The organism is Klebsiella sp. BIGb0132, assembly GCF_024810075.1.
GTDB classification, from domain to species: domain Bacteria; phylum Pseudomonadota; class Gammaproteobacteria; order Enterobacterales; family Enterobacteriaceae; genus Klebsiella; species Klebsiella terrigena.
The window spans coordinates 141,836-164,876 of the sequence record NZ_JANUDW010000002.1; the positions used below are offsets into that span (position 1 = coordinate 141,836).

General features: G+C 64.1%; 21 protein-coding genes and 1 pseudogene. 16 read left to right on the top strand and 6 right to left on the bottom strand.

All coding sequences use genetic code 11. The features are described from left to right. The first annotated feature begins 14 nt into the window (after positions 1-14). The gene (locus tag M2416_RS07520) at positions 15-851 is read left to right on the top strand and encodes a shikimate dehydrogenase family protein (protein WP_259223040.1); all 837 of its coding nucleotides are present in this window, start codon (positions 15-17) and stop codon (positions 849-851) included. A 55-nt stretch (positions 852-906) separates the two neighbouring features. Continuing rightward, the gene (locus tag M2416_RS07525; protein ID WP_076947619.1) at positions 907-1,647 is read left to right on the top strand and encodes a substrate-binding domain-containing protein; all 741 of its coding nucleotides are present in this window, start codon (positions 907-909) and stop codon (positions 1,645-1,647) included. Here the strand turns inward: M2416_RS07525 and M2416_RS07530 are convergent. From M2416_RS07530 to M2416_RS07540, 3 genes are read right to left on the bottom strand one after another with little or no spacing between them, the layout of a single operon-like run. Further along, a complete protein-coding gene (locus M2416_RS07530) occupies positions 1,631-2,380 on the bottom strand; it encodes an ABC transporter ATP-binding protein (protein ID WP_076947618.1) in 750 nt (249 codons plus the stop codon). The two genes, M2416_RS07525 and M2416_RS07530, sit on opposite strands and share 17 nt — an antisense overlap. Beyond that, on the bottom strand, positions 2,380-3,384 hold the full coding sequence (locus M2416_RS07535; RefSeq protein WP_259223042.1) for a FecCD family ABC transporter permease: 1,005 nt from the start codon (positions 3,382-3,384) through the stop codon (positions 2,380-2,382). The genes M2416_RS07530 and M2416_RS07535 overlap by 1 nt, the downstream gene beginning before the upstream one ends. Next, positions 3,374-4,435, bottom strand: a complete 1,062-nt coding sequence (locus M2416_RS07540) for an ABC transporter substrate-binding protein (RefSeq protein WP_259223045.1) — start codon at positions 4,433-4,435, stop codon at positions 3,374-3,376. The genes M2416_RS07535 and M2416_RS07540 overlap by 11 nt, the downstream gene beginning before the upstream one ends. A 190-nt stretch (positions 4,436-4,625) precedes the next feature. Here M2416_RS07540 and M2416_RS07545 point away from each other — a divergent pair, with 190 nt between their 5' ends. After that, positions 4,626-5,357 carry a purine nucleoside phosphorylase YfiH/LACC1 family protein gene (locus M2416_RS07545; protein WP_259223955.1) on the top strand — a complete coding sequence of 244 codons (732 nt, stop codon included), beginning with the start codon at positions 4,626-4,628 and terminating at the stop codon, positions 5,355-5,357. A gap of 15 nt (positions 5,358-5,372) precedes the next feature. Here M2416_RS07545 and M2416_RS07550 read toward each other — a convergent pair whose 3' ends face one another. Together M2416_RS07550 and M2416_RS07555 are read right to left on the bottom strand one after the other, a co-directional pair. After that, entirely contained in the window at positions 5,373-6,953 is a 1,581-nt protein-coding gene (locus M2416_RS07550; RefSeq protein ID WP_259223047.1) for a rhodanese homology domain-containing protein, read from the bottom strand. Position 6,954: 1 nt separating this feature from the next. Then, positions 6,955-7,551, bottom strand: a complete 597-nt coding sequence (locus tag M2416_RS07555) for a cysteine dioxygenase family protein (RefSeq protein ID WP_123551542.1) — start codon at positions 7,549-7,551, stop codon at positions 6,955-6,957. Between the two features lie 130 nt (positions 7,552-7,681). Between M2416_RS07555 and M2416_RS07560 the strand changes: the two genes are divergently transcribed. From M2416_RS07560 to M2416_RS07590, 7 genes are all read left to right on the top strand, one after another. Continuing rightward, complete coding sequence (locus M2416_RS07560) at positions 7,682-8,575, top strand: LysR family transcriptional regulator (protein WP_076947613.1); 894 nt, start codon at positions 7,682-7,684, stop codon at positions 8,573-8,575. Positions 8,576-8,719: 144 nt separating this feature from the next. Beyond that, a complete protein-coding gene (locus M2416_RS07565) occupies positions 8,720-9,805 on the top strand; it encodes an LLM class flavin-dependent oxidoreductase (RefSeq protein WP_259223050.1) in 1,086 nt (361 codons plus the stop codon). Positions 9,806-9,876: 71 nt separating this feature from the next. Then, positions 9,877-10,965: an acyl-CoA dehydrogenase family protein gene (locus M2416_RS07570; protein WP_259223956.1), complete on the top strand. Its 1,089-nt coding sequence runs from the start codon at positions 9,877-9,879 to the stop codon at positions 10,963-10,965. 11 nt (positions 10,966-10,976) lie between these two features. Then, complete coding sequence (locus M2416_RS07575) at positions 10,977-11,951, top strand: ABC transporter substrate-binding protein (protein ID WP_259223052.1); 975 nt, start codon at positions 10,977-10,979, stop codon at positions 11,949-11,951. After that, the gene (locus M2416_RS07580) at positions 11,948-12,985 is read left to right on the top strand and encodes an ABC transporter substrate-binding protein (protein WP_259223053.1); all 1,038 of its coding nucleotides are present in this window, start codon (positions 11,948-11,950) and stop codon (positions 12,983-12,985) included. Before M2416_RS07575 ends, M2416_RS07580 begins: the two co-directional genes overlap by 4 nt. Further along, the gene (locus M2416_RS07585) at positions 12,966-13,961 is read left to right on the top strand and encodes an ABC transporter permease (RefSeq protein WP_135184392.1); all 996 of its coding nucleotides are present in this window, start codon (positions 12,966-12,968) and stop codon (positions 13,959-13,961) included. Before M2416_RS07580 ends, M2416_RS07585 begins: the two co-directional genes overlap by 20 nt. Next, positions 13,955-14,749: an ABC transporter ATP-binding protein gene (locus tag M2416_RS07590; RefSeq protein ID WP_259223057.1), complete on the top strand. Its 795-nt coding sequence runs from the start codon at positions 13,955-13,957 to the stop codon at positions 14,747-14,749. The genes M2416_RS07585 and M2416_RS07590 overlap by 7 nt, the downstream gene beginning before the upstream one ends. Positions 14,750-14,812: 63 nt before the next feature. On the opposite strand, the gene M2416_RS07595 is transcribed toward M2416_RS07590, so the two are convergent. Further along, entirely contained in the window at positions 14,813-16,975 is a 2,163-nt protein-coding gene (locus M2416_RS07595) for a TonB-dependent siderophore receptor (protein WP_148250957.1), read from the bottom strand. A gap of 427 nt (positions 16,976-17,402) precedes the next feature. Here M2416_RS07595 and M2416_RS07600 point away from each other — a divergent pair, with 427 nt between their 5' ends. From M2416_RS07600 to M2416_RS07625, 6 genes and pseudogenes are all read left to right on the top strand, one after another. Then, a complete protein-coding gene (locus tag M2416_RS07600; RefSeq protein WP_076947606.1) occupies positions 17,403-18,224 on the top strand; it encodes an ABC transporter ATP-binding protein in 822 nt (273 codons plus the stop codon). After that, positions 18,221-19,240: a FecCD family ABC transporter permease gene (locus tag M2416_RS07605; RefSeq protein WP_259223063.1), complete on the top strand. Its 1,020-nt coding sequence runs from the start codon at positions 18,221-18,223 to the stop codon at positions 19,238-19,240. The genes M2416_RS07600 and M2416_RS07605 overlap by 4 nt, the downstream gene beginning before the upstream one ends. Continuing rightward, the gene (locus M2416_RS07610) at positions 19,237-20,289 is read left to right on the top strand and encodes a FecCD family ABC transporter permease (RefSeq protein WP_076947604.1); all 1,053 of its coding nucleotides are present in this window, start codon (positions 19,237-19,239) and stop codon (positions 20,287-20,289) included. Before M2416_RS07605 ends, M2416_RS07610 begins: the two co-directional genes overlap by 4 nt. Further along, a pseudogene (locus tag M2416_RS07615) lies at positions 20,279-21,258 on the top strand (ABC transporter substrate-binding protein). The gene M2416_RS07610 and the pseudogene M2416_RS07615 overlap by 11 nt, the downstream one beginning before the upstream one ends. Continuing rightward, positions 21,255-22,154, top strand: a complete 900-nt coding sequence (locus M2416_RS07620; RefSeq protein ID WP_076947602.1) for a MurR/RpiR family transcriptional regulator — start codon at positions 21,255-21,257, stop codon at positions 22,152-22,154. Before M2416_RS07615 ends, M2416_RS07620 begins: the two are co-directional and overlap by 4 nt. Before the next feature lie 95 nt (positions 22,155-22,249). After that, positions 22,250-23,017, top strand: coding sequence for a basic amino acid ABC transporter substrate-binding protein (locus tag M2416_RS07625; protein ID WP_259223066.1), 768 nt, complete (start codon positions 22,250-22,252; stop codon positions 23,015-23,017). The last annotated feature ends 24 nt before the right edge of the window (positions 23,018-23,041 follow it).

A 23,041-nucleotide genomic window follows, 5' to 3' on the forward strand; every position in this document is an offset into this window, starting at 1 on the left:
GGCAGGGGCACAACATGGTGATTAGTGGCAACACGCGGCTGATAGCGCATCTTGGCTATCCGACCGCCAGTTTTAAGGCGCCGATGATTTATAACCCGTGGCTGGCAAGCCAGCAGGTGGACGTTAAAGTGGTGCCGATGGGGGTCAAAGCGGAGGATTATGCCGCCTTTATCGCGCCGCTGTTCTCGATGACCAACATCGTCGGCGCGCTGGTCACCATGCCGCACAAGATGGCCACCTGCGACCTGGTGCAGCATCTTAGCCCGGCGGCGGCCATTGCCGGGGCGTGCAACGCCATTCGCCGCGAGGCCGACGGCAGCCTGAGCGGGGATATGTTTGACGGCGACGGCTTCGTTCTTGGCCTCCGCCGTAAGGGTTTTCAGCCCCGGGGCGCGCGGGCGCTGGTGGTCGGCTGCGGCGGCGTCGGTTCGGCGATCGCCGCGTCGCTGGCGGCGGCGGGGGTCAGGGCCCTGACGCTCTACGATAGCCATCCGCAGGCGGCGCAGGCGCTGGCCGGGCGCCTGCTGCAGCACTATCCGGCGCTGGATCTCAGCCTGATGCAGCGCGATCCGCAGGGGCATGACCTGGTGGTCAACGCCACGCCGCTGGGGATGAAGGCTAACGATCCGCTGCCGCTGGATCCGCAGCGCCTGTCGCCCGCCTGCTGGGTGGGAGAAGTGGTGATGACCCACGAAATGACGCCGCTGCTGCGGGCGGCACAGGCGCGGGGCTGCGCGATCCAGCGCGGTACCGACATGCTGTTTGAGATGATCCCCGCCTATCTGCGCTTTTTCAATTTACCGGTGGCGACGCCGGAGCGGCTGCGGGAGCTGGCGGAAATTCGCTACTGAAACGCGCTCGGGCCGGTTACCATAGCCACCATTTCCGGACTTGAGCGAGAGATCTATGACACCGCCTATCGTTCTGCTGGCGGCGGGGAGCCTGAAAGGCGCTTTTGTCCCGCTGCTGGCGCGTTTTCATCAGCTTACCGGCATTGAGGTCGAGGCGCATTTTGGCCCCGCGGGCCTGCTGCGCGAGCGAATTGAGGCCGGGGAGCGCTGCTCGGTTTTCGCCTCCGCCAACGGCCAGCATCCGCAGGCGCTGCGGCAGGCGGGTCTGGCGGGCGAGTGCCGGGCGTTTGCTGCTAACCGGCTGACGATCACCGTACGACGAACCGCCGCCGGCGAGGAGGCCGACTGGCTGACGCTGCTCCGCGACCCGCAGCTGCGGCTGGCGACCTCAACGCCGGGCTGCGATCCCTCCGGCGACTACACCTGGCAGCTGTTCGCACGAATTGAGGCCAGCTATCCGGGAGCCGGACGGCAGATGATGGCCCGCGCCCGGCAGCTGGTGGGAGGAAGAGACTCGCTAAAGGTCCCGCCGGGCAGCACGGCGGCAGCCTGGCTGATTGGCGAAGGGCTGGCCGACCTGTTCATCGGCTACGCCCACTACGCCAGCCAGATATCGGCCGGCGACGCGCTGCGCTGCGTTGTCATTCCGCCGCCGTGGAACGTGCGCGCCGACTACTACCTGACGCCGATCGACGAGAGCGCCGACGCGCAGCGGCTCTGCCGCTTTATTCTCGGCGACGAGGGGCAGGGCTTCCTGCGCGCGGCGGGCTTTTTGCCGCTCAGCGGCGGATCGTAAACTGCGGCGCCAGCAGCGGCACGGGCGAGCCGGGGTGGTCGATTTTGCGGACCGGTAAACCGTAGGCGCGCAGCAGATTGGCTTCGCTCAGCACCTCGGCGGACTCGCCCGCCAGCCATTCGCCCTCGGGCAGCAGGAGTAAGGTGTGGCTGGCTATCTGCAGGGCGTGGGTCGGATCGTGGGTGGTGAACAGCACCGTTCGCGTCTGGCGATGCGCCAGATCGCTAATCAGCTGCAGCACCACCTGCTGGTTGGCGAGATCCAGCGCCGAACAGGGCTCGTCGAGCAGGATATTCTGGCTGGCACCCACCAGCGCGCGGGCAATCAGCACCAGCTGCTGCTGGCCGCCGGAGAGCGCGCGAAAGGCGGCGGCCGCCAGATGCGCAATCCCCAGCTGGCGCAGCGCCTCCTGCACCTGCCGTCGGTCCTCGGCGCCGGGCTGGGAAAACAGATCGACGTGGCGAGCCCGGCCCATCAGCACCACCTCCTGCACCTGCCAGCTAAACGCCGGGCGAAAAGACTGCGGCACGATAGCGGTGCCGCCGATCGATTCAAACCGGCCGCCGAGCGGCGCCAGCACGCCGGTCAGCGTATCAAGCAGCGTGCTTTTTCCGCGCCCGTTAGCGCCCAGGATCGCCCAGACTTCGCCGGAGCGGCAGCGCAGGCTAAGCGGGGCAAACAGCGGCTGACGATGACCATAGAGCAGCTGCGTCAGGCTAAGGGAGACTTCCATCAGGCGGTTCCTCGGTGGCGCGAATGGAAAAGCAGCCAGCTAAACAGCGGCGCGCCGAGCAGGGCGGTGATAATCCCGATCGGGATCTCCGCCTGAGTTAAGGTGCGGGCCAGGCTGTCCACCACCACCATAAAGCCGCCGCCGAGCCAGAAGGCGGTTGGCAGCAGGCGTCGATGGTCGGCGCCGACCAGCAGGCGCGCAAGGTGCGGGATAACCAGCCCGACCCAGGCGATGCTGCCGCTGACCGCCACCTGCGCGGCCACCAGCACGGCGCAGCAGACCAGCACGCTGCGGCGCAGCGCGGCGACCGAGACGCCCAGCCCGCGGGCGTCCTTCTCCTCCAGCGCCAGCAGGTTAATCCGCCAGCGCAGCCGATAGAGCAGGGCTGCGGCGGCGATAATCGGCAGCGCCATCAGCAGCACCTTATGCCAGTTGGCGGTGGCGAAGCTGCCCAGCAGCCAGAAGACGATATTCGGCAGCGTCTCTTCGCTATCGGCCAGATACTGCATCAGGCTGACCAGGGCGGCAAAAAAGCCGCTGAGAATAATCCCCGAGAGGATCAGTACCAGGGTGTTTTCTCGCCCCTGCAGCGCGGCAATCAGGTACACCAGCATCAGCGCCAGCAGGCCAAACCCGAACGTTGAGGCCATCATCAGCAGCGTGTCGAGGCCTAAGAGGATGGCCAGGGTTCCGCCGAAGGCGGAGCCGGAGGTCACGCCGATGATATGCGGGTCGACCAGCGGGTTTTGAAAGACCCCCTGCAGGGTGACCCCGCACAGCCCCAGCGCGCCGCCGGCCAGCAGCGCCATCACCACCCGCGGCAGGCGCACCGACCAGACAATCTGCCCGGCCACGCCGTCGGCGGGCGACAGGTGGCCCAGCTGGCGAAAGACCTCGCCGAGGCTCAGCGGATACTGGCCTAAACAGAGTGAGGTCACGGCAATCAGCAGGGTTGCCAGCGCCAGCCCGCCCTGCAGCAGGGCCGGATGACGATTACTGAGCATCGGGCGTCCATTTTACGCGGTAGAAGCGCTGGTAATAGTCCTGCGCTCTGGCGTCGACGTCGACGGTGCTATAGCGGGACGGATAGAGCTTTTTCGCCATCCACAGTTCGCCGATCGCCAGCGCTTCCGGCATCGGATAGCCCCAGGCCTTGGCGTATTCCGGCATCAACCATACGCGATGGTTTTTCACCGCGTCGATTCCCTGCCACTGCGGATCGGCGATAATCTGTTTCACCACCTGCGGATAGCGGTCCTGGACAAAAATCACCTGCGGGTTCCACTGCAGCACCTGCTCCAGCGACACCTGACGCGCGCCCTTCACCGAGGCGGCCGCCACGTTCAGCGCGCCCGCGTGCTTCATCATCAGGCCGGTATACTTCCCGGAGCCGTAGGTATTGAGATCGGGGTTAGCCATATAGACCCGCACCCGCTGGCCGTCGGCAATGTCGGCCACCGGAGCGTTGGCCTGCGCCCGGGCGCTATAGGTGTAGCGAATCAGCTCTTCCGCCTCGGCCTTGCGATTAACCACCTCGCCAATCAGGCGAATACCCTGTTTCAATCCTTCGCTATAGGCCTGCTCTTCGTCGGCCATCGACGGGTTCATTTTATTCTTTTCACCGTCGGCGTCCTGGCGCAGCGACACGGCGACGACCGGGATCCCTGCATTCTGGATCTGCTGGATCATCGCCTGGGGTGCGTAGTTGGCGACGAATACCACCTGCGGGTGCAGCGCCAGCAGGCTTTCGATATTGACCTGGGTTAAATCCCCCGGCGTTGGCAGCCCTTCGATGGCGGGCATAAAGCGCGCAAAGGCCGGGCCGAGCTGCTTTTTCCAGCTGCTCATGACGCCGACAACGTCGTCGGCGGCGTTAAGCTGCACCAGCAGGTTCAGGGTCTGGTGCTGGAGCACGACGACGCGGTTAACGCGATCGGGCAGGGTGACTTCGCGCCCGGTCTGGTCGGTGAGGGTGCGATCGGCAAAGGCGTTCGCGGCGAACAGCGTGCTGGCAACCAGCGTCAGGCTGAGTAAGAAACGAGGTAGTGTGGACATAGGCGGCTCGCTTAGAGAGTAAAGAATCGTTGTGCATTAAAATATATAGCGTTGGCGGAAGCAACGCTAAACGTCGCATATACCCCTTAAGATCAAGATGTTTTGACGCATGCTCCCGCAGACGGGCCGCCTTGCGCATCCGCCGACTTTGGCATACGGTAAATCATCATTAATTCATTTTGCCGCCATCATGTCCTTTCAATCCCGGTTATTAAGCGCTATTCCCGGCATCGGCTACGCCTTCCTCGACGTGCACGAGACCGCCGCCTTTCCCTACGCCGAGATGGCGCCGGTTAAGCTGGTGCACGGCAATGTTGTCCATCACTATCGGGCCCCGTTGGCCGAACGGCCGCACGCCGACGCGGTGTTCACCGCCCTGAGCGGGCAGAAGGTGGGGGTGGTGACCGCGGACTGCCTGCCGATGCTGATGGCCTCCCGCGACGGGCGCTACGTCTGCAGCGTCCATGCCGGATGGCGCGGGGCGGCGAGCGGCATCGTCGAAAACAGCCTCGCGCTGTTCCGCCAGCATCGGGTGGCGCCGGAGGAGATAGTGGTGGCGATCGGGCCGCATATCCACGCCTGCTGCTATGAAGTCTCCGGCGAATTTTATCAGGCTCTGCTGACGATGCCGGCGGGGGAGCTGGCGCGGCAGCATAGCGACCGCCTGTTCCATCGGCGCCCCGCGCAGCCTGCCAGGGCGGAGCAGGCCCGGGGGACGGAGCCGGAGAGTTTGTGGTTCGATCTGCGGGCCTTTGCCGGGCTGCTGCTGCAGCGCGCCGGCGTGGCGGATGAAAACGTCGAGTGGCTGGGCAGCTGCACCTACTGCACGCCGCAGACGCTGGGCTCCTTCCGGCGGCGCACCCATTTCCCGGCAGCGAAAAGCTTCCAGTACTCGTGGATTATGCGTGCGCCCGCTGCGTGAACGCGGCAGCGCCGGCTAGCGCACCCTAAAGCCGTGGGTGGCGTCGCGCGCCAGCTGATCGACGAGCCCGAACTCCCAGTCCAGATAGGCCTGCATCGCCTCGGGAGAGTTATCCGTTCCCTCGTACGGGCGGCGATAGCGATCGCTGGGTTCGCTCGCCTGCCGCGTATTGCCCCGCTCCAGCGGCAGGTCCGCCGCTATCCATGCCTGCGTGCCGCCGCGCAGCAGCTCTACCGGCTTACCGGTGAGCGCCGCGACTTCGGTGACAGCGTAACGCGCAAGCAGGCTGCTGCCGCAGGTAAGCACGTAGCGCTCGGCGGGCGGGATCGCCTCCAGCGCCTGCCTGAGTTCGGAGCGCACCAGCCACCAGGCGCCGGGAATATGCCGCGCCGCGTAGTTGGCGCTGGTGGTGAAATCCAGCACCGCGGTGCCCGGTTCATTCAGCAGCTCCGCCAGTCGCTGGGGGGCTATCTCTTTCGCTACCGGGGCCGGCGGGACGCTGGCTGCCGGTACGCCGCGCTCGCTAAACGCTGCCGGATTCGTTTCGCGCAGTACCGCGACCTCCCAGCCCATCTGTGCCAGCCAGGAGGCGGTGATGGCCGCGCGAACGCCGTCATCGTCCAGCGCGACGATCCGCGCGCCGCGCACGCTGGCGTGGTGGTCGGTCTCCTGCACCAGCTGTCCGCCGGGAGCGCTAAGGCTGCCGGGCAGGTGGCCGGCGGCGTACTCCTCCGGGCTGCGGACGTCGAACAGATAGGTGGTGCGATCCTCCTGGCGCCGCCAGCGCTGCAGCGTAGTCTCATCAATAAACGTCACCCCGGCGCTTTCGGCCAGCGCGCGCACCTGCTGGCGCCGCGCCGTCGATGGCTGCTGCTCCGGGTCATAGCGCCGCTGCTGGCCGTGCTCCAGAGCGAGTCCGGCCAGCGTCCAGCCGATGGTCCCGTTGCGCAGGGCGTAGACCGGATTACGCACTCCGGCGTTGCGCAGCGACTGGGCGCCGATAATGCTGCGGGTGCGTCCCGCGCAGTTAACCACGATCGGCGTCTGCTCCGAGCCTACGAGGCCGTCAACCCGTAGCGCCAGCTCGCCGCCGGGAACGCTGATGCTGCCGGGAATGCTCATGGTCTGATACTCATCGAAGCGCCGGGCGTCGAGCACCACCACCGGCTGCGGGCCGTCAATCAGCGCCTGAACCTCCTGCGCGCTCAGCGAAGGCGTATGGCGCTGGCTCTCAACCAGCTCGCCAAACGCTTTGCTCGGGGAGTTGACGTCCTGAAACAGCTCTCCACCGCTGCGCTGCCAGCCCGCCAGCCCCCCATCGAGCAGGGCAACGTCGCGGTAGCCCCAGCCGCGCAGGCGTTCGAGAGCGACTATTGCAAGGCCTTCACCGTTATCGTAAACGGTTATCGGCGTCGTCAGGCGCGGCACCCGGCGGCTAATTTCCAGCTCCAGCTTGCTGAGCGGCAGGTTCGCGGCGAACAGCGGATGCGCGGTGGCAAAGTGCGCTTCTTCACGCACGTCGATCAGCGCCAGCTCCGTGCCGTCGAGCAGCGACTGGCGGATCTGTGCGGCCTGGCGTAGGGAGTGTTCGGGCATATTAATTATCCTTAGAGAGATCCCAGAGATTGGGTAAATGGCGGTTGGAGTAGCCGGAGATAAAGGGTTTGCTGAGTCCTTCCGGGGTATACACGGCGCGCCTGACGGCGCCGATATTGCCGCCGTAAACGTGGATGCTGATGGACACGCTATCCGCCAGCGCGTTGCTGACCCGGTGAATATCGCCGTCGCGGGCGGAGACTTTCTCGACCTCGCCGGGGGAGAGGCGCTGGGCGATACCGTCAGCCACCGGCGTGCCGGCGTCGTCGAGGCGGTAGCGCTGATTCTCCTCCGCCCCGCGCAGCATGCCGATCGCGCCCCACACCCGGTGGTCGTGGATCGGCGTCGACTGTCCCGGTCCCCAGACGAAGCTGACGATTGAAAAGCGCTGCCCGGAGTCGGCGTGCAGCAGATACTGCTGATAATGGTGGGGATGCGGCAGGGCGTACTCGTCCGGCAGCCAGTCATCCTGCTTCACCAGCGCCGCCAGCCGCAGGGCCACCGCGTCCAGCAGCGGCTCCGGCTGGCCGATCTCGCGATGCAGGACGTCAACGTCTTGAATAAAATGGCGTAATTTTTCCAGTCGGGATGTGCTCATCATCGGTTCCTGTCAGGGGGGCTGGTCAATACGCTAACAAAGGCGTTAATATTATTTAAATGCAATTTCCGCATATATTAATATGCAAAATAAACATTAAGAGCCTGGCGAGGCCGACTCTAAGGAATCTATGCGCATTGACGACATCGACGCTCTGTTAGCCACCGTGCAGTTCTCCTCCCTGAATCAGGCGGCGGAGTATCTGGGCATAACCCAGTCGGCGATCACCCGTCGCCTGCAGCGGCTGGAGCAGACGCTGAACGTGACCCTGCTGGAGCGGCAGACCCGGCCGCTGACCCTGACCGCCGCCGGGCATCGCGTCTACGAGCAGTGCCTGACCATCAAGCGGGAAACCAAAAAGCTCTACGGGTTGCTGGACCCGGAGGCGGAGCCGCGCGGGGTTCTGCGCCTTGGTCTGCCGCAGAGCGTGGCGGAAATCGGCCTCCAGCCGGCGCTGACGGCGCTGCGTCAGCAGTTCCCGCACCTCCAGCCGCAGGTGACCTGCGGCTGGAGCGGTCAGCTGCAGAAGCGTCTGGAGAGCGTCGAGCTTGACGGTGTGCTGGCGATGGGCCCGGCGCAGCAGGCCTTCGCGGAGGGCTACAGCGGGCGGCTGCTCTGTCCGCTGGATATCGTGGTGATTGCCGGCAGGAGCCTGCGCCTCTCCGCCGGGGCGCTGCGGGAGTGCGCGGCGCACGGCTGGGTGCTCAACCCCGACGGCTGCGGGCTGCGGGCGGGATTGATCCGCGAGCTGCAGGCCCAGGGGCTGCGGCTGCAGCTGAATACCGAGACCGCGGGGGCCCAGCTGCAGATTGGCCTGGTGGCGCAGGGGTTGGGATTGGGTATCGTCCCCCGGGCGGCGCTGGCGGCCAGCCCGTGGCGCGATGAGATTAGTATCCTGGCGCTGGCCGATTTCCAGCCCGCGGTCTGCCTGTGGCAAATCAGCGCCCAGAATCTGGCTAATCTCCAGCAGCCGCTGACTTTTTTTGCCGCCAAAATCGTCCAGCAGCTCGCTTTATCTGACTGAAAAATAGCTGTAATTTATCTAAATGCTTATTTGGCATATTAAGATATGATAAAAATGCATTTTGTTCATTAACCTCCGATGTATAGGGTAACGGTATTGCGCCGCCGCCGCGGCCGGCCCGTTACCCTGACCCAAGGAGTTTGTATGAGCATTCAGTTTCTCGGCATGATCGGCCACCGTCTCGCGTCCGAAACTATCGCCCCGGCAGGGCCGATTTTTGACCGCGACTATATCGTTCGTTTTGCTCAGGCGCACGAGGCCGCCGGCTTTGACCGGCTGCTGGTGGGGCATTGGTCCGATCAGCCCGATGGCTTTCTGGTTACCGCCCTGGCCGGGCTGTCGACGCAAAAAATCAGTTTTCTGCTTGCCCACCGCCCGGGTTTTGTCTCGCCCACGCTCGCCGCGCGTAAATTCGCCACCCTTGAGCACCTGCTCGGCGGGCGCCTCGCGGTGCATATTATCAGCGGCGGCAACGATGCCGAACAGCGCCGCGACGGCGACTATCTCAATCACGACCAGCGCTATGCGCGCACCGACGCCTTCCTTGAGACGGTACGCAAAATCTGGACCGCAGAGCAGCCGGTCGATATCGCCAACGAGTTCTACCAGGCCGAGCAGGCATGGTCGGCCATTCGTCCGCTGCAAAAACCGCATATTCCACTCTATTTTGGCGGCTCCTCAGAGGCCGCCATTCGGGTGGCCGGTAAGCACGCCGACGTTTTTGCCCTGTGGGGTGAATCGCTGGGACAAACCCAGGAGACGGTGAAGCGGGTGCGGGCTGAAGCGGCAAAGCACCAGCGCGAAATTGACTTCAGCGTCTCCTTCCGACCGATTATCGCCGATAGCGAAGCGCAGGCCTGGGAAAAAGCCGAGCATATTTTACACGTTGCCTCCGAGCGCGCGGCGCAGAGCGACGGCGGATTTAAGGCCAAGCCGGAGAGCGTCGGCGCCCAGCGCCTGCGGGCGACGGCGGAGCAGGGGAACGTGGTGGACAAGCGCCTGTGGACCGGTATTGCGAAGCTGGTGGGCGGCGGACATAACTCCACCGCGCTGGTGGGCACGGCGGAACAGGTTGCCGACGCGCTGCTCGACTACTACGACCTCGGGGTGCACAACTTCCTGATCCGCGGCTTCGACCCGCTCAACGATGCGCAGGAGTACGGCAAGGCGCTGCTGCCGATCGCCCGCGAAAAGGCGGCGCTGCGGGCGGCTAAGGCACGGGTATCGTGAGCACGCCTCCCCAGGCTTCGCCTCAGCTGACGGCCAGCTGGCCGCAGCGGCTGACGAATATTCGCCGGCAGATGGCGGAACGGGCGGCAGAACTTGACCAGAGCGGTGAATTTCCCCGCCATAACCTCGACCTGCTGCACCGGGAGGGCTTTCTGAGCCTGGCCACGCCGCGGGGCTACGGCGGCGCGCAGGCGGACCTGCTGCAGCTGCAGGAGGCGATTTCCGCCATCGCGTGGGGCGAGCCGGCGACGGCGCTGATCGTCTGCATGCAGTATCTGCACCATCTGCGGCTGGCGGAGAGCGAAGGCTGGGCGGAGCCGCTGCGCGAGCGGGTCTTTCGCGACGCCGTCGAACGCGGAGGGCTGATCAACAGCCTGCGGGTTGAGCCAGAGCTCGGCTCCCCGGCGCGCGGCGGCCTGCCGCAAACCGTCGCTACCCGCACCGCGCAGGGCTGGCGGCTCAACGGCCACAAGCTCTACACCACCGGCGTTGAGGGGCTGAGCTGGCTGGCGGTCTGGGCGCGAAGCGATGACCCCGACCCGCGGGTGGGGACCTGGCTGGTGCCGGCTAAAAGTGACGGTGTCACCATTATTAAAAGCTGGGATCACGCCGGCATGCGCGCCACCGGTAGCCATGAAGCACTCTTTCGCGACGTGCTGCTGGCGCCGGAGAGCGCGGTGGAGACCTGGCCCGCGGCGACGCCGCCGGGGCCGAATGCCGAACAGACGCGGCTGTTTGCCAACCGCCACGCGGCGCTGCTGGCGGCCATTTACGACAGCGTCGCCCGCGCCGCGCGCGACTGGCTGCTGGGCTGGCTGCATTCACGTATCCCGGGAAGTCTTGGGCAGCCGCTCAGCCAGCTGCCGCGGGTGCAGGAGAAAGTCGGGCAGATCGAGGGCGCGCTGCTGACCAACCGCTGCCTGCTGCAGCGGGCGGCCGAGCTGGGATTTACCACCGCTGAAGCCAATCTGGCGAAGGTGACCATCACCGATAACGCCATTTCGGCGGTTGGCCTGGCGCTGGAGCTTACCGGCAATCACGGGCTCAGCCGCCAGCACCCTCTGGAGCGCCACTACCGCAACGTGCTGTGCGGGCGGGTGCATACGCCGCAGAGCGACAGCGCCTGGCAGGCGGCGGGCAAACAGGCTTTTCAACTATAAGGATAATCACCATGCGCGAACGAAAGAGAACCCCTTTAGCCGCGGCGCTCGTGCTGCTGGCGCTGAGCGCCCATGCGGCGGTGCAGGAGCGCGTCACCCTGCGCATTGCCGATCAAAAGGGCGGCATGCGCTCGCAGCTGGAAGCCGCGAATGCGCTGCAAAACCTGAACTACGACATCAGGTGGGCGGAGTTTCCCGCCGCCGCGCCGCTGGCGGAGGCGCTGAACGCCGGTGCGGTTGATGCCGGGATTATCGGCGATGCGCCGCTGCTCTTCGCCCTCGCCAACGGTGCGCCGGTAAAGGCGATCGCCGTCGATAAAAGCAACCCCGCCGGCACCGCGGTGCTGGTTCCGCCGGGCAGCCCGCTGAAAAGCGCGGCGGACCTAAAGGGCAAACGCATCGCAACCGGGAAGGGGTCCATCGGCCACTTTGTCGCCCTCAAAGCGCTGGAGCAGGCGGGAATATCGCCCAAAGACGTGCAGTGGGTTTTCCTCGGCCCGGTGGATGCCAAAGTGGCATTGCTCAACGGATCGGTGGATGCCTGGGCGACCTGGGAGCCCTACACTACCCAGCTGGTGAAAACCGCTGAGGGGCAAATTCTGGTCAGCGGCAAGGGGCTGCTGCCCGGAAATACCTTCCTTGCGGCCACCGACGCCAGCCTTAAGGATCCGGCTAAACGGGCGGCGCTGCAGGACTATCTGCATCGCCTGGCGGGCGCCGAGCGCTGGGCTTATGCCAATCTGGACAGCTACGGCAAAACCCTCGGGGAGATCATTCGTTTCCCGCCGGAGATCGCCCGGGCGCAGTTCGCCAACCGGCAATCGCAGTGGCAGCGCCTGGACTCGCGGATCGTCGCCCAGCAGCAGGCCACCGCCGATTTTTATCAGGCCAACGGGCTGATCCGCGCCAGGCTGGACGTCACGCCGACCTTTGATGACGGCTTTACCGTCCCTGCACAAACGGCTCATCAGGAGACCACGCCATGATCGAGACCTCTTTTTCCCGCCGCCGTTTTCTTCAGCTGAGCGCCGGTACGGCATTGGCGGCGACGGCCTGGCCGCTGTGGGCGCACGATATGGCGGCGATGCCCGTCGAGGGGGAAAACCTGCCGCTGCGCCTGGCTGAACCCTACAAAATCAGGCTGGCGATCAACAAAAGCGCGGTGTGCCTTGCGCCGGTCGCGGTGGCCGAGCAGCAGAAGTTTTTCAGCAAGTACAACCTCGACGTGGAGTTCGTTAATTTTGGTAACTCGACCGACGTTCTGCTGGAGGCGATAGCCACCGGCAAGGCGGACGCCGGTGTCGGGATGGCGCTGCGCTGGCTGAAGGCGCTGGAGCAGGGATTTGACGTCAAGCTCACCGCCGGGACGCACGGCGGCTGCCTGAATCTGCTGACGGCAAAAAATTCGCCGTTTGGCGGCCTGGAGAGCCTGAAGGGACAGACTATCGGGGTGACCGATATGGCCGGCCCGGATAAAAACTTCTTCGCCATTTTGCTCAAACGTCACGGGATCGATCCGCTCAGCGACGTGCAGTGGAAGGTCTATCCCGCCGACCTGCTGAGCGTGGCGCTCGACAAGCGCGAGATTGCCGCCATCAGCGGCAGCGAACCCTTCAGCTATCGCCTGCTGGAGACCGGCAAGTATCAGCTGATCGCCAGCAATATGAGCGGGGATTACGCCAACCTGAGCTGCTGCGTGCTGGGGGTGAGCGGATCGCTGGCGCGGGACCATAAGCCGGCCGCCGCCGCGCTGACCCAGGCCATTCTGGAGGCGCACAGCTACGCTTCGGCCCACCCGGAAAGCGTGGCGCAGGCGTTTATGGCCCACGCGCTGAATACCAATGAGACCGAGGTCTCGGGGATCCTTCACGGCCAGGGCCACGGCCACCACGCCGTCGGCGAGGCGTTCGTCAAAGAGCTGACCCAGTACGCTATTGACCTGCAGCGGGTGCAGGTGATCAAGCCCGGGACCGATCCTCATCAGTTTGCGGAGAGTATTTATGCCAACGTATTCGCCTGAACAGGCGCTGTCGCGGCCGCGGGCCGGCGGTGCGCTGTGGGCTGAAGGCGCGCTGGCCGCCGCGCTGTGGCTGGCGGGCGGACTCTTTACCCTGAGGTGGCCGGATGCCGGGCGGCGCTGGCCCTACAGCGAAGGCTGGGCGATGACGCAGCTGGCGATCGCCGGCGGGCTGCTGCTGCTGGCGCTGAGCTACCGCTACTGGCGCCAGCGGGGCGGGCGCCTGCAGCATGCCGGGAAATGGCTGGCGCTGCTGCCGGTGCTGTTCGGCCTGTGGGAGTGGCTGACGGCGAAATCCGCGCTGCTGCCGGTGCCGTTTTTTGCTCCACCGCAGGCGCTGATCGAAGTCCTGTATGACGACTGGCCGCGCCTGCTCGATAGCCTGCTGCACTCGCTGGGCCTGCTGAGCCTCGGGGTGCTGCTCGGGACGTCCAGCGGCTTTATCAGCGGGCTGGCCATTGGCTGGTCGCAGCGTATCGGCTACTGGCTGCATCCGGTACTGCGCCTGCTCGGGCCGGTACCGTCAACGGCGCTGCTGCCGCTGTGCCTGTTTATCTTCCCTTCCAGCTTCGGGGCCAGCGTTTTTTTGATTGCCCTCAGCACCTGGTTTCCGGTCACCGTACTGACGTGGTCCGGGGTGGTGAGCATCGATAAAGCCTGGTACGACGTGGCGCGCACGCTGGGGGCCAGCCAGCGTTTTCTGATCCTGCGGGTAGCCATTCCCGCCGCGCTGCCGAACGTCTTCGTCGGGCTGTTTATGGGATTAGGCGCCTCGTTTTCGGTGCTGATCGTCGCCGAGATGGTCGGCGTTAAATCGGGGATCGGCTTCTATCTGCAGTGGGCGCAGGGCTGGGCGGCCTATCCCAACATGTACGCCGCGCTGCTGGTGATGGCTTTTCTCTGTTCCGGCCTGATTAGCGGACTGTTTATTTTACGCGACCGGCTGCTGAGCTGGCAGCGGGGAGGCATGACATGGTAACGACCGCGACCGCGACCGCGACCACGGCGACGTCGGCCGGTGCGGCCATCGACATCGCCCATCTGAGCCACGCCTTTGCGCTGGGCCGCCAGACGGTGCCGGTGCTGGAAAATATCAACCTGCGGCTGCGCCCGGGAGAGAGCGTGGCGCTGCTGGGGCCGTCCGGCTGCGGGAAATCCACCCTGCTACGGCTGCTGGCGGGGCTGGAGGCGCTGCAGAGCGGGCAGGTGCAGATCGACGACCGCCGCATGGGGCCCCCGGGGCCGGAGCGGATCCTGGTGTTTCAGGACCCGACCCTCTACCCGTGGCTGACGGTGCGGCAAAACGTGCTGCTCGGGCCGCAGGCGCAGGGGAGAAAAGGGCTGGAGCCAAAGGCCGACGCGCTGATTGCGCGGATGGGGCTGGAGGCGTTTAGCGCCGCCTGGCCGCGTCAGCTCTCCGGCGGGATGGCCCAGCGGGCGGCGCTGGCGCGGGCGCTGCTCAACGAGCCGCGGCTGCTGCTGCTCGACGAACCCTTAGGCAAGCTGGACTCCCTGACGCGCATCAGCATGCAGCGCGAGCTGATCGCGCTTTGGCAGCAGCAGGGCTATACCAGCCTGCTGGTGACGCACGATATTGAAGAGGCGCTGCTGCTGTGCGAAAGGGTGCTGGTGATGTCGCCGCGTCCGGGGCGAATTATTGCCGAATTTACGCTGCCGTTGCCCTTCCCGCGCCACCGCGATAATCCGCAGCTGGTCGGCCATCGGCAGGATATTTTGCGCATCCTGGGCCAGGCGGAGGACTGGTAGGATTCGCGATGGGGAGTCTCTCCCGGCGGCAACGTTCCGCTGCGCCGGGAGAGCGTCGGGTGCTTAAAAGTCCATCTTCACCGTAAACTGCACTTCGCGCGGGTCGCCAATCTGGTTGCCCAGGTTGTTGGTACCGATTGAAGAGGTGTAGTAGGTCTTATCGAACAGGTTCTTAACGTTAACCTGCAGGGTGACCGGATACTGCAGCTTCATCTTGTAGGCGGCGAACGCGTCCGCGACGCCGTACCCCGGCAGGTAATAGTCCGCGCCGTTGGTGGCGGAACGCTTGCTGACCGCGTGTCCCCCGGCGCCGAGGGTCAGGGTATTGCTGGCGTAGACGTTATGCACGTCATAGGTCATGTACAGCGAGCCGGTATGTTTTGGCACGTTCGGCATCGGCTTGCCGGCGTAGTCCGGATCGTCGAGCACCTTAGCGTCGGTATAGCCGTAGCTGGCGATGATGCTCAGGTTGTCGGTGAGCGACCCGGCGACGTCCATCTCCACGCCCCGCGAGCGCACCTTGCCCGCCGTTTTGGCAATGGTTTCATCCCCGACCGTTTCGTTGTACAGCACGTTGCGTTTATCGATATCGAACAGGGCGATATTGGCGGTCACGCCGCTGAACAGCTCAAACTTGGCGCCCAGCTCATAAGAGGTGGACTCTTCCGGCGGCAGGTTGCCGATATAGCTGGCGATGGACGACTGCGGCATAAACGACTGCGCCACGTTACCGAACAGCGAAATGGTCGGCGTCAGCTTATAAACCAGGCCAAACTTCGGCGTCCACTTCTGGTCGCTGCTGTCGGTATTGACGTTAAACGGCCGCCCCTTGCCGGCGTACTGGGTGTAATACTGGTAGCGCACGCCGGCGACGGCGATCCAGCTGTCGTTGAGGTAGAGCGCGTCCTGCACGTAGGCGGCGTAGCTCTCCTGCTGGATGCGCTGATCGCTGTCGGACGCCGACACGCTGGTGCATTTATCGACGGCGCCGTAGACCGGATTGTAGATATTGAATCCCCTGGTATTCTTACAGCGGATCATGTCGGTGCGCAGCAGATCGTAGTTCTCGTAGGCGATACCGCTGAGGATCTCGTTGTAGAAACCGCCAATCACCACGTCGCCCTGCAGATCGGCACGGGTCGAGTGCATCTTCTGGGTTGAGCCGTGGGTGGCGTCCACGCGGCGGGTCAGGTCGCCGGTGGCCGAATCATAGGCCATGACCCGCGCCTGATCGTCGTTGTAGTGATCCTGGCTGTAGCTGTAGTCAAAGCGGGCGGTCCAGGCCTCGTTAAGCCGGTATTCGGCGTTAATCTGCGCCAGATCGGAGTAGCCGTCGGTAATATTAAATGGCTCGTCGAAGCGAGTTTTACGATCGACGTTGACCGCCTTTTTGGTATTGAGATCGAAAATCGTCCCGCGATCGAACGGCGTACTGTAGTCGCGATGCGAGTAGGCCACGTTGACCGTGGCGCGGTCGCCAAACCAGGTCAGGGAAGGGGCGATAAAGCTGCTCTTCTCTTTGCCAAAGCTGCGCCAGTAGTCTTCATTCTGATATTCGCCGATGACCCGGTACGCGAGGCGCGTCCCGTCGATGGGCCCGGTGACGTCAAACTGACCGGTGCCGCCGCCAAAGCTGGTGGAGGTCGCCGAAATCGAGCCGCCGAAGGTTTTTTCCGGGCGTTTGGTCACCACGTTAATCAACCCGCCGGGATCGAGAATGCCGTACAGCGTCGAGGCCGGGCCTTTCAGCACCTCCACGCGATCGGCGGCGGCGTTGAAGCTGCGCGGCAGGACGGTGCGCAGCCCGTTGGTCATAATAGAACCGTCGCGGTTGGCGCCGAAACCGCGGCGGGTAAAGGCGTCCTGGGTGCCGCCGAGGGTATTGGTCTGCACGACGTTAGCGACGTTATACAGCGCCTCGTCAAGCGAGGTGACGTGCTGATCTTCCAGCACCCGATCGCTGACGGTGTTAACCACCTGCGGGATATCCAGCAGCGGCATTGAGGTCAGCGTTGCGGTCGCGCTGCTGAGGGGCTGATAGCCGCTGGTGGCGTTCTGCTGGCTGCCGTCGGCCACCACCGTGATGGTTTCGTCGGCGGTATTTTTATCTTTTTCCGCCGCGGTTTGCGCGGCGATAATCCCCGGAGAGGTAAAGGAACCCAAAAAAATCAGTGAAAAAAGTGCACGCCCTTTCAATGTCGTGAAAGGGACAGTTGATTGCGTCATTTGTCTGTTTCTCGTGAACGAATCCGTCCTTTGCGGACAGAAAAAGCCAATTAAATCATTGCCCTTAAAAATATTATCTATCCGTTATCCGCTATAATTTGCGCTCAGATATGTAATTGAGAATCATTCAATCACGTAGCAATGTAGTAGTAAACGTTATGTAAGATAAAAAAGCGCTGCCGGCGAAAGCGGCGTTTTGACGGCGGAATGGACAGCGAAAGTAGTATTTATCTTTCTGTTTTTAATGGCTTTAATTAAGGTTGTGTCGCTACGCCAGCCTACGGGTAGCGCCTTTTCGTTGCGCGTAAAACAGAGTATTGACTACTACATTCATTCACATCATGATCAAAAGAGAATGAGATGTATTTTTGTTTGAGTGCAGTCCGAGCGGGCCTAATGCCACGCCGCTGCGGTGCGGGAGCGAGTTATGCCACAGCGGGTGAAGCCTGCAGAGCAGGGGATTGTGCTGGATTCCCTGTCGGCCGGATACGGCCAGACCCTTATCGTCAACGATATTAATCTGACGATCCCCCACGGCAAAATGACGGTACTGGCCGGGGCCAACGGCTCCGGGAAATCGACCCTGCTATCGACCATCGCCCGAATGCTCAAGCCGCTCGGCGGCTGCGTGCGCCTTGACGGTGAGATTATCCACGAGCTGCCCACCCGGACGGTATCGCGCCGGCTGGGGATACTGCCCCAGTCGCCGCTCACCCCGGAAGGATTGACGGTCTTCGAGCTGGTGGCGCGCGGGCGCTATCCCTGGCAAGGGCTGATGCGCCAGTGGTCGAGCGACGACGAGCGGGCGGTGGAGGAGGCGCTGGCGCTGACCGGCACCGCGGAGTTCGCCCATCTGCCGGTGGACAGCCTCTCCGGCGGCCAGCGCCAGCGCTGCTGGATAGCGATGGCGCTGGCCCAGCAAACCGCCACCATTCTGCTCGACGAACCCACCACCTGGCTCGATCTGCGCTATCAGGTCGATATTCTTGAGCTGCTGCAGACCCTGACCCGCGAACACGGGCGCACGGTGGTCACCGTTCTGCACGACCTCAACTTTGCGGTGAACTATGCCGATACGCTGGTATTTCTTAAGCAGGGGCGCATTGCCGGGGTGATTGGTGAAAATGAAACCTGCACGCCGGAGCTGATTAAAACGGTGTTTGACGTTGACGTGCAGATGTCGCTGAACCCGCAAACCGGTAAACCGTTCTTTATGCCCTTTCGCGCCCGCCAGGCGGCCGGACAATGAGCGCCAGCGCGCTGATGCTCCAGCGCCGACGCGCCCGGCCGCGGCTGGCCCTTGTGCTACTGACCCTGCTGCTGGTCGGCGGCTCGCTGGTGCACCTGGGGCTGGGGGCGCGCTGGATTGCGCCGCCCACCATACTGCAGGCGCTGCTCCATTACGATCCGCACAGTTTTGACCAGCGGATTATCGTCGATTTACGCCTCGTGCGCCTGGCCGCCGCGCTGCTTACCGGCGCCGCGCTCGGCATCGCGGGCATGCTGCTGCAGACGGTGATCCGCAATCCGCTCGGCGAACCGCATATTCTCGGTCTCAATGCCGGTGCGTCGCTGGCGGTGGTGGCGACCTCGGCGCTGGGCCTCGGCGAAGCGGCGTTCGGCCGCCCGCTGACCGCCGCCTGCGGCGCAGGGCTGCTGTTTGGCGCCGTGATGCTGCTGGCTTCCTCCGGACGCGGCGGCATGACGCCGCTGCGCATCACCCTGTGCGGGGTGGCGCTCTCGGCCTTTGCGTCGGCGGTGACCGCGGCGGTCCTGATTCTGGACGAACAAACGCTGCTGGCGATGCGCACGTGGCTGGCGGGCGATCTGGCCGGGCTGAAGTGGCAAACGCTGCGCGCGGCGCTGATCCCGGCGCTGGGCGGGCTGCTGATCGCGCTCACCATCGCCCCGCGGCTTAACGTCCTGGCTTTGGGGGATAAGGTTGCCCTCGGACTGGGGGTGAAAATTGCCCAAACCCGGCTACTGGGGCTCGCCGCCATCGCGCTGCTGTGCGGTTCGGCGGTCGCCGTTGCCGGGCCGATCGGCTTTGTCGGCCTGGTGGTGCCGCACGTGGTGCGGCGGCTGATCGCCGAAGACATCCGCCTGGCGCTGCCGCTGGCGGCGCCGGTTGGCGCCCTGGTGCTGGTGCTTGCGGATATTGCGGCGCGCACCCTGGTGGCGCCCCAGGAGCTGGCAACCGGGGCGATGACCGCCCTGGTGGGCGCGCCGCTGTTTATCTTTATTGCCGCGAGATTCTTTAAATGAAAAGCGCCGCACGTCGTGCCGGATTCCGCCCGCTGGCTGCCGGGAGTCGTCATATTCTGCTGCGCCCGGCGGCGCTGAAGAGCGCCGCCGGGCTGCTCGCCGCGATCGCCATTCTCGGCGCGTTTGGCCTGACGCGCGGCAGCTTTCCGCTGCCTTCCGGGACCGTGCTGCGGGCGCTGCTGGATGCGGATAGCCTCAGCGGACAGCAGCGCTTTATTCTGTTCGATATCCGCCTGCCGCGGCTGTTTATGGCGCTGCTGTGCGGGGCGATGCTGGGGATGGCCGGCGCGGCGATGCAGAGCATCACCCGTAACGGGCTGGCGGACCCGGGGCTTATCGGCGTCAAGGAGGGGGCCAGCGTGGTGGTATTGGCGCTGATCCTGTTCTTCCCGGCGACGGCGCTGGCGTGGCGGCCGCTGGCGGGAATGGCCGGCGGCGTGCTGGTGGCGCTGCTGGTGCTGGCCCTGGCGCGCGACTGCTCGCGGCCGCGCTTTATCCTGATCGGTATCGGCGTCTCCTGGACGCTGGCCGCGGCGGTGGGCATTTTTATGACCACCGCCGACGTCCGCGACGTGCAGACGGCGATGATTTGGCTGGCGGGAAGCCTGCACGCCGCGACCTGGCCGCTGCTGGCGGTCGCCGCCTGCTGGGCGCTGCCCGGCGCGCTGATCCTGTTTCTTACCGCCCGCGCGGCGGACGTGGCGCTGCTCGGCGACCGCACGGCTATTGGCCTCGGCGTCCGGCTACAGCAGCTGACGCTGCTGCGCTTTTTTGCCCCGGTGCTGCTGACCTCCGCCAGCGTCTCCTGCGTGGGCAGCCTCGGCTTCGTTGGCCTGATGGCGCCGCATATGGCGCGCTTTGTGCTGCGCGGCGGCCAGGTCTCTCTGCTGTGCGGTAGCGCGCTGATTGGCGCTCTGCTGGTATTAGTGACCGACACCATCGGGCGGGTGGCCTTTGCGCCGCTGCAAATCCCGGCCGGGATTGTCATCGCCCTGGTGGGCTGTCCGTTTTTTATTCTGCTGCTCTGGCGTCGTCGTGATGCCCTGTAACTCTCAAGGATTGCTATGCGTTGGTTAGTTCCTCTGCTGCTTTGCGTGGCCGGTACCGCGAGTGCCGCCGCGGGTCAGACGCAAAAATTTACCGATGATTTAGGTCGGGTGGTGAACGTTCCGCTGCATCCGCAGCGGATTGTCTCGATGCACGATCTGGATATCACGATCCCGCTGATCGAGCTCGGCGTGCCGCCGGTCGCCAGCCACGGGCGTACGCGTCCCGACGGTAGCCACTATCTGCGCTCCAGCGCCCAGCTTACCGGCATCGATTTTGATAACAGCGATATTCAGTTTATCGGCACCGCGGATATCGATCTCGAAGCCGTGGCTGCGGCTAAGCCGGATCTGATTATTACCGAGCCCAGCCGCCACGTCTCCGTGGAACAGCTGGAGAAGATAGCCCCGACGGTGAGCATCGACCATCTGCAGGGCAGCGCGCCGCGCATTTACGCTAAGCTGGCGCAGCTGACCGGCTCCGAGGCGCGGCTGGCGGTGCTCGAGCGGCGCTATCGGGAGCAGATTGCCCAGCTGAAGGCGGCGGTCGATACGCAGAAGATTACCGTCTCGGTGATTCAGGCTAACGGCGGTAAAGTGACCGTCCATCACGCTTATCACGCCCTGGGGCGCGTGCTGCGCGACGCCGGCTTTCGCTTTCCGCCGCTGATTGAGCGTATTCCCGACGGCCAACGCATCGACGTCAGCGCCGAACAGCTGCCGGAGCTGGATGCCGATTTCGTTTTCGCGACCTGGCGCTCCGATACCGGCGGTAAGCCGCAGGACGAGCTGCAGGCGATGGAGACCGTGATGCCGGGCTGGTGCGACTTTATGCGCGCCTGCCGCAGCGGACGCTATATCCTGCTGCCGCGCGAGGACGTGATTTCCAACTCCTTCGCCGCCCTGAGCCTGATGGCGGCCGAAGTGCAGTCGCATATTGCCGGACGTCCGCTGCCGGCGGAGCTGAAATGAAAACGCCGGCCAAACGAGAGAAGGGGCGGGTTGACCTGTTTGGCGACCGTTTTCGCGCCCGGGCGCATCAGCTGTCGCCGCGCCTGCTGGCGGTGGTTAGCTATATCAACGATAACCGCGAGGTGGTGCTCGAGCGCACGGCGATGGAGATTGCCACCGCCACCCACACCTCCGACGCTACGGTGGTCAGGGCTATTCAGGCGCTGGGCTTTGCCGGGCTGCGTGAGCTGAAGCAGACCATGGAGCGCTGGTTCGGCCCGTCGATTACCTCCTCGGAGAAAATGCTCTCGACGGTCAATGCGCTCTCCACCGACGTCAATTCGAGCATCGATTTTGTGCTCGAGGGCCACCAGCGCGCCTGCGAGGTGCTCTCCCGCCCCGACAACCGCGCGGCGGTCGCCCAGGCGGTGGCACTGCTCACCGACGCGCGGCAGGTGGCGATTTTCGGCATCGGCGCGTCGGGGATTCTGGCGGAGTATACCGCCAGGCTGTTCAGCCGCATCGGTCTGCCTTCCTACGTCCTTAACCGCACCGGTTTTAGCCTCGCCGAACAGCTGATCGGCCTGCAGCGCGGCGACGTGCTGATCATGATGGGGCAAAAATCGCCGCACCGCGAAGGCATGACCACCCTGCGCGAGGCCCGGCGGCTCGGTATTCCGACCATTCTGCTGACCCAGGCGGTGGACTCCCGCTTCAGCCAGGAGGCGCAGGTGGTTATCGAGGTGCCGCGCGGCGGCGATAACGGGCGGGTGCCGCTGCACGGAACGGTGCTGGTGTGTCTGGAAATGATGGTGCTCTCGGTCGCCTCTACCGCCCCGCAAAAAACCATGAAATCGATGAAGCGCATCAACGAACTGCATAAAGCGATCGGTAAATCCGGCGGTAAGCGCAGCTAACGGCCAGATAAATCACCGCGGCGCAGGTTTGTGGTTGCATGCCATGCTGAGTGTGTGTATTTTTATGCAAAATAAATGCATAAAAAGGATCTGTCATGGTTAAGAAGTGGATGAAAGCGTGCTGCCTGATGGCGGCAATGATTGGCACCGCGCAGGCGGCGCAGGAAACCTACGTTGTCGGTTCCGGCGGCACCTATCGCCCGTTTGAGTACGAAAACAGCCAGAAGCAGCTGGAAGGTTTTGATATCGACATCATCAAAGCGATCGCTAAGGCAGAAAACTTTGATATCAAGCTGGTCAACACGCCGTGGGAGGGGATCTTCGCGACCCTCAACACCGGCGATCGCGACATTATCATCTCCGGGATCACCATTACCGATAAGCGTAAGCAGATGGTGGATTTCTCCGCCCCTTATTTCCCGGCCGAGCAGTCGATCGTAGTGCCGTCGGATTCGAAGGTGGCCTCGCTGGCGGCGCTGAAAAGCGAGAAGGTTGGGGTGGTGAACTCCAGCACCGGCGATATCGTGGTTTCTGACGTGCTGGGTAAAAACAGCACCGCCATTAAGCGCTTCGACAATACGCCGCTGATGCTGCAGGAGCTGTTTGAAGATGGCGTCAGCGCGGCGGTAGGCGACGTTGGAGTGGTGAAATACTACATCAAGCAGCACCCGGAGAAGCAGTTCAAGCTGGTGCCGGACGCGAAGTTTGAGCGCCAGTACTTCGGCATCGCCGTAGCCAAGGGCAACAGCGCGCTGCAGGCGAAAATCAACGCCGGCCTGCAGAAAATTGTCGCCGACGGCACCTACGCCAAAATCTACAAAACCTGGTTCGACGACAACGTCCCGACGCTGCCAGCGCAATAAGATCTATTTTTTGTCTTACTCACG

Coding starts and splice junctions, on each gene's coding strand:
- M2416_RS07520 (WP_259223040.1), top strand. CDS start 15: ATGGTGATTAGTGGCAACACGCGGCTGATAGCGCATCTTGGCTATCCG.
- M2416_RS07525 (WP_076947619.1), top strand. CDS start 907: ATGACACCGCCTATCGTTCTGCTGGCGGCGGGGAGCCTGAAAGGCGCT.
- M2416_RS07530 (WP_076947618.1), bottom strand. CDS start 2,380: ATGGAAGTCTCCCTTAGCCTGACGCAGCTGCTCTATGGTCATCGTCAG.
- M2416_RS07535 (WP_259223042.1), bottom strand. CDS start 3,384: ATGCTCAGTAATCGTCATCCGGCCCTGCTGCAGGGCGGGCTGGCGCTG.
- M2416_RS07540 (WP_259223045.1), bottom strand. CDS start 4,435: ATGTCCACACTACCTCGTTTCTTACTCAGCCTGACGCTGGTTGCCAGC.
- M2416_RS07545 (WP_259223955.1), top strand. CDS start 4,626: ATGTCCTTTCAATCCCGGTTATTAAGCGCTATTCCCGGCATCGGCTAC.
- M2416_RS07550 (WP_259223047.1), bottom strand. CDS start 6,953: ATGCCCGAACACTCCCTACGCCAGGCCGCACAGATCCGCCAGTCGCTG.
- M2416_RS07555 (WP_123551542.1), bottom strand. CDS start 7,551: ATGAGCACATCCCGACTGGAAAAATTACGCCATTTTATTCAAGACGTT.
- M2416_RS07560 (WP_076947613.1), top strand. CDS start 7,682: ATGCGCATTGACGACATCGACGCTCTGTTAGCCACCGTGCAGTTCTCC.
- M2416_RS07565 (WP_259223050.1), top strand. CDS start 8,720: ATGAGCATTCAGTTTCTCGGCATGATCGGCCACCGTCTCGCGTCCGAA.
- M2416_RS07570 (WP_259223956.1), top strand. CDS start 9,877: ATGGCGGAACGGGCGGCAGAACTTGACCAGAGCGGTGAATTTCCCCGC.
- M2416_RS07575 (WP_259223052.1), top strand. CDS start 10,977: ATGCGCGAACGAAAGAGAACCCCTTTAGCCGCGGCGCTCGTGCTGCTG.
- M2416_RS07580 (WP_259223053.1), top strand. CDS start 11,948: ATGATCGAGACCTCTTTTTCCCGCCGCCGTTTTCTTCAGCTGAGCGCC.
- M2416_RS07585 (WP_135184392.1), top strand. CDS start 12,966: ATGCCAACGTATTCGCCTGAACAGGCGCTGTCGCGGCCGCGGGCCGGC.
- M2416_RS07590 (WP_259223057.1), top strand. CDS start 13,955: ATGGTAACGACCGCGACCGCGACCGCGACCACGGCGACGTCGGCCGGT.
- M2416_RS07595 (WP_148250957.1), bottom strand. CDS start 16,975: ATGACGCAATCAACTGTCCCTTTCACGACATTGAAAGGGCGTGCACTT.
- M2416_RS07600 (WP_076947606.1), top strand. CDS start 17,403: ATGCCACAGCGGGTGAAGCCTGCAGAGCAGGGGATTGTGCTGGATTCC.
- M2416_RS07605 (WP_259223063.1), top strand. CDS start 18,221: ATGAGCGCCAGCGCGCTGATGCTCCAGCGCCGACGCGCCCGGCCGCGG.
- M2416_RS07610 (WP_076947604.1), top strand. CDS start 19,237: ATGAAAAGCGCCGCACGTCGTGCCGGATTCCGCCCGCTGGCTGCCGGG.
- M2416_RS07620 (WP_076947602.1), top strand. CDS start 21,255: ATGAAAACGCCGGCCAAACGAGAGAAGGGGCGGGTTGACCTGTTTGGC.
- M2416_RS07625 (WP_259223066.1), top strand. CDS start 22,250: ATGGTTAAGAAGTGGATGAAAGCGTGCTGCCTGATGGCGGCAATGATT.